Below are 229 nucleotides of genomic sequence, written 5' to 3'. Positions count from 1 at the left end.
CATCGACAGCCATGTGTCGCGGCTGCGTCTGTTGCTCGCAATCGAGCCGCAAAACGAGTTTCGCTTGCAGCCGGTTTATAAGAGCGGCTACAGGCTGCTGCATCTGCGTCACGAGGACGCCGTGCATGCGCAGCCGCAGGCGGCCTGAAGCCTTTATTCACGCTCAAACTCGCACACCGGCACTCGCTCAAAGGCGCGGCAATTGCGGCCGCGTTTCTAGCGCCTTGCG

The 229-nt window shown here is 61.6% G+C and carries 1 pseudogene; it reads left to right on the top strand.

Annotated elements, in window-relative coordinates:
* A pseudogene (locus SB822_RS61635) lies at nt 1–148 on the top strand (DNA-binding response regulator); the annotation flags it as partial.
* Nucleotides 149–229: the final 81 nt, after the last annotated feature.

The organism is Paraburkholderia sp. SIMBA_054, from assembly GCF_046534875.1.
Taxonomy (GTDB): Bacteria; Pseudomonadota; Gammaproteobacteria; order Burkholderiales; family Burkholderiaceae; genus Paraburkholderia; species Paraburkholderia hospita.
The sequence above is the reverse complement of the archived record's forward strand: the minus strand, read 5'-3'. Positions and strand labels throughout refer to the sequence as shown.